At 67.8% G+C, this 3,851-nt stretch carries 5 protein-coding genes and 1 pseudogene; 2 read left to right on the top strand and 4 right to left on the bottom strand.

Features of this window, described 5'->3' with window-relative positions:
* The first annotated feature begins 113 nt into the window (after nucleotides 1-113).
* Nucleotides 114-458 carry a MerR family transcriptional regulator gene (locus ACWGJB_RS23910; protein ID WP_453382153.1) on the top strand — a complete coding sequence of 115 codons (345 nt, stop codon included), beginning with the start codon at nucleotides 114-116 and terminating at the stop codon, nucleotides 456-458.
* A gap of 521 nt (nucleotides 459-979) precedes the next feature.
* On the top strand, nucleotides 980-1,387 hold the full coding sequence (locus ACWGJB_RS23905; RefSeq protein ID WP_453382152.1) for an NUDIX hydrolase: 408 nt from the start codon (nucleotides 980-982) through the stop codon (nucleotides 1,385-1,387).
* Nucleotides 1,388-1,934: 547 nt separating this feature from the next.
* On the opposite strand, the gene ACWGJB_RS23900 is transcribed toward ACWGJB_RS23905, so the two are convergent.
* From ACWGJB_RS23900 to ACWGJB_RS23885, 4 genes and pseudogenes are all read right to left on the bottom strand, one after another.
* Nucleotides 1,935-2,345, bottom strand: coding sequence for a PIN domain-containing protein (locus ACWGJB_RS23900; RefSeq protein ID WP_453382151.1), 411 nt, complete (start codon nucleotides 2,343-2,345; stop codon nucleotides 1,935-1,937).
* Nucleotides 2,342-2,563: a type II toxin-antitoxin system VapB family antitoxin gene (locus ACWGJB_RS23895; protein ID WP_453382150.1), complete on the bottom strand. Its 222-nt coding sequence runs from the start codon at nucleotides 2,561-2,563 to the stop codon at nucleotides 2,342-2,344. Before ACWGJB_RS23895 ends, ACWGJB_RS23900 begins: the two co-directional genes overlap by 4 nt.
* A gap of 194 nt (nucleotides 2,564-2,757) precedes the next feature.
* Nucleotides 2,758-3,633, bottom strand: coding sequence for an SgcJ/EcaC family oxidoreductase (locus ACWGJB_RS23890; protein WP_453382149.1), 876 nt, complete (start codon nucleotides 3,631-3,633; stop codon nucleotides 2,758-2,760).
* Between the two features lie 5 nt (nucleotides 3,634-3,638).
* A pseudogene (locus tag ACWGJB_RS23885) lies at nucleotides 3,639-3,851 on the bottom strand (hypothetical protein); the annotation flags it as partial.

Here is a 3,851-nt window from a genome sequence, read left to right as displayed (position 1 = left end):
GAATCGCGACGGGCCCCACGCCCTGCGGCGCCTAATTTTTTTTTATTTTTAGGCGGGGCGCGCGGGGCCGCGGGGCCCGCGGGGCCCCTCGACGCGTTGCACAGCGAGGTGACATGACAGCGGACAATCCTCTTAGTGATTTTCTGGACGACGACGACTACCCCGCCTACACGATGGGCCGGGCAGCCGAGATGCTCGGCACCACCGCGGGCTTCCTTCGAGCCATCGGCGAGGCTCGTCTGATCACTCCGCTCCGCTCGGAGGGTGGGCATCGCCGGTACTCCCGCTACCAACTGCGGATCGCCGCTCGCGCCCGCGAGCTCGTCGACAGGGGCACCCCGATCGAGGCCGCCTGCCGCATCGTCATCCTCGAGGACCAGCTCGAGGAAGCTCAGCGCATCAACGCCGAGTACCGTCGTGCCGCGGACAAGGCGGCCGGCAGCTCCGGTTCCAGCTGATCGCGTGGACGCGGGCCACCCGGAGCGCCTTGTGGTGGCCACGCGAGAGTACGGGCCGGAAGTCCCGCGGTCGGGGTGACGACGGCGTCGGCTGTCGTGGGAGCGAGGGGATGGAGCTGGGCCGGTACCCGCCCGTCCGGCGCACCCAGCCCTCACCGGGCCGACCTCAAGGGTGGGCATCAGGAGGTCTGTGCACCGATGCCGCGGTTCGGGTACGGCGAGCCGCTCCTCGGCCACAGGCGCCTGCGGGACGCAGCGGCGGTGAGTGTCTAACTGTGTGACAACGGCGACGTACACCGGCGGACGAGCGCGGACGCGTACGGACCCTCAACACAGGTGAGAGGCGCACCAGCCCAAGGCGGCACCCCCGCCCAAGTTGCTTCGGGACGAAGCGGTCGTTCCCCCCAAGGCTCGCCGCTACGCTTCCGCCGGCACGGCTTCCCCATACGAACGTCGCCAGCAGCGTGGCCAAGGCTGGACGGTGCTGACGCAGACGATGCCCTCCGATACGGTCCCGAGCCATGGCGAATGGCAACGGTGTGCCGGAGAAGGTGGCGTGGATCCTGGTTCGGGACGACCGGGTGTTGGTGACGCGTAGTCATGGCAGAGATCGCTTCTACTTCCCGGGCGGTCATCGTGAGCCGGGCGAGTCCGACGGCGAGACCCTGGTGCGGGAGATCGACGAGGAACTGCAGGCGGCGATCGACCCCGGTTCCATGGTGCACTTCGGCACTTTCGAGATCGGCGAGGGCCATCCGGATCACGGCCCCTTCCGGATGATCTGTTACACCGCCGATCACCGCGGTGAGCTGACCCCGTCGAGGGAGATCGCCGAGAAGGCGTGGTTTTGTTACGCCGATCGGGACCGGGTCTCGGCCGTCGACGAGATGGCTTTCGACGCGCTTCACGAGGCCGGGCGGCTTTCCTGATCCCATGCCCGCTGTACAGCAGCGAAGTACAGAACCACCATGACCGCAGCCGACCGCCAACAACGGGGAACCACGGGGAATGGCAATGGCAGGGAACAGGACGTCAGCCATCCAGACCACGCAGCTGCTTCGCCACAAGTCAGCCCGGCAACCACCCGGAGAGAGCCCAAGGTTCCCAGGCTGAGAGCGCGAGTTCGGTTCTCGTCACCCGCTTCAGAGCGAAACCCCAAGTCAGCAGCCTGCTGTTCCCACGCCTTGGTGTCAGAAGAGCTTTGAACCGACAGTGGTTACCGCCGCTGACGGTCTGCATCCTCCCGTAGCTGGATGATCCGGCAGGCAACGTCTTCGGTCACCTCCCGGCAGTGCGTCAGGGCGGCTGTGTCCCGGGCGGTGGCGCCGACCCAGTAGTGAGCCGTGACCCGTACCCGTTGGAGCGGCAGCGATCAAGGCCGCCGGTGATGTCACGCCGCTGGTCAGCCCGGCACGGAACGCAGGCCAGGTGTTCGCAGAACGTCCCCATCCGAGATCTGCCGGGCGACAATGCGCCTCAGGCCACGTCGTGGATGTTGTGCTCGGTCAGGTCGGACGCGTGCCGGGCAACGGCGCGGTAGTCGGCATCGTCATGGAGGACGGCCAGACCGTGATGGGCCGCGGTGGCAGCGATGACGAGGTCCACAGCCGAGGCACTGCGATGTTCCCCGGCCTGGGCCATGCGGTGTTGCACCGAGCCGATCCAGCGCCCCGCGTTCTTCGGCACTGACACATCGGGGTAGAGATCGGTGAACATCTCCGCGATCTCGTCGTACTCGCGTCCGTTCCGGGCACTGTGGAGAAACTCGGCGCGCTGCACATAGCAGGATGCGATGGCCCCGGCATCGATCGCGTCGTACCAGGCCGATTGCAGTTTTGGATCGCGGAGCAGCCGGACCAGGCCGGACGTGTCGAGCAAGTAGATCACCGGCTGTGCTTCTCCGCCCGGTGCAGGCGCTCGGCGTCCTCGACGGCACCCCACTCTTGCGCACGCTCGAAGTGACGGCTTATGCGTGCCGCCCGCTCCTGCTGCTCGGCGTAGAAGTGCAGAGCGAGATTGACCGCCTCCTTCTTGGTCCTGACCCCGGCCAGAGCCATGGCGCGTTCCAAGGCGTCGTCATCGATGTCGATCTGGGTCACGGACATGTGGCACCTCCCGCGCAATGTTGGTGATGTACATAGAAGAATACGTCACCAACATTCGCGGTTCCACGTTTCAGTGTCGGATCCCGGCATGTGCAGTCGCGACGGACATTCCGGATCCACCCGAGAGGCGATGCGGGCCGATCGGCGTAAGCGCCGCGAGCATGTAGGACCCGACCCCGTGGCGCTTTCCGAGGTCACCCGGTCGCTGGTGCCGGTGGGCCGCCGAAGCCGTGTTCCGAGAGGTCGAACCAGTTGCCCTCCGGGTCCATGGCCCGGTACTCGGCGAAGGGGCGGTCGGTGAAGCGTTCGGCCGGTTTCGGAGTGCCGGCGGCCACCAGCGCCCCGGAGGTCGCCGCCGTGTCCTCGATGTGGAAACCGAAGTGGTTCATGCCGAGCGGGGTCTCACCGTCGAGTCGGTGCTTGACCAGGGCCAGGGACAGGTAGCCGTCGGAGAGGAAGCAACTGCCGTCGGGGTCGCGGTGGAAGAGCTCCATCGCGAAGACCGAGGCGTAGAACTCGGCCAGCTTCTCCGGATCGCGGGCCACGATGGCCAGGTGGCGGAGTTTCGGGCGGGCGGTGGGTTCGTCCACGGTGGACTCCTTCGAGTCGGGGGCCTGCTGTCCCGGGGCCCGCCGCGTCGGGCGGGACGCGGGGATCATGTTGTGAAACGCCTTGATCGACCAGTGGCGTTCCGCCGTCCGTTCCACGACGGCCAGCGCGTGCGTGATGGCCGGCGACTCGCCGTCCGGCGTGATGATGGTCGACTCCGCCTCGACCGTTGCCAGGTCGGGGCGGAGGAACCGGACTGCCACCACGCGGGCGTCGAGGACGGTTCCGGCGTACGGCCCGCGGAAGAGGGCGTCGTGCCCTGCCTCGATGCTGGTGCGGCCGAGCGGCTTGTCGCCCCGTACGGTCGTGAAGTCGCAGTCCTCCGCGAAGCTCGCGGCGAACAGCGCGGCGTCACCGGCCGCCCAGCCTCGGGCCATCTCGGCCCACAGAGCGCGGATCGCCCGAGCGTCGTCCCGGGTGCCTTCCGGGGCGGGAGTGCCGGGTTCTTCTGGCTGATGCATCGCTCTCACGCCTTCATCAGTGAGCTGGTGCGGATCCGGAGCGCGACCTCGGGGCACTCGGTGCCTTCGGACGAATGCCGGGGAGGCGGGGCCCAGGCCGCCAGGGCGTGGTAGAACTCGCCGGCCCGGCGCTCCAGGTAGCAGATGATGTTGAGGGGCCATCCGGTGCGGCTGAAGAGGTGGCGGTCCATGGGGGTCGGACGCTCGCTGAGCGTCCG

The sequence above is a fragment of the Streptomyces sp. NPDC054813 genome (genome assembly GCF_053611365.1).
This window is presented reverse-complemented; position numbering and strand designations above follow the sequence as displayed.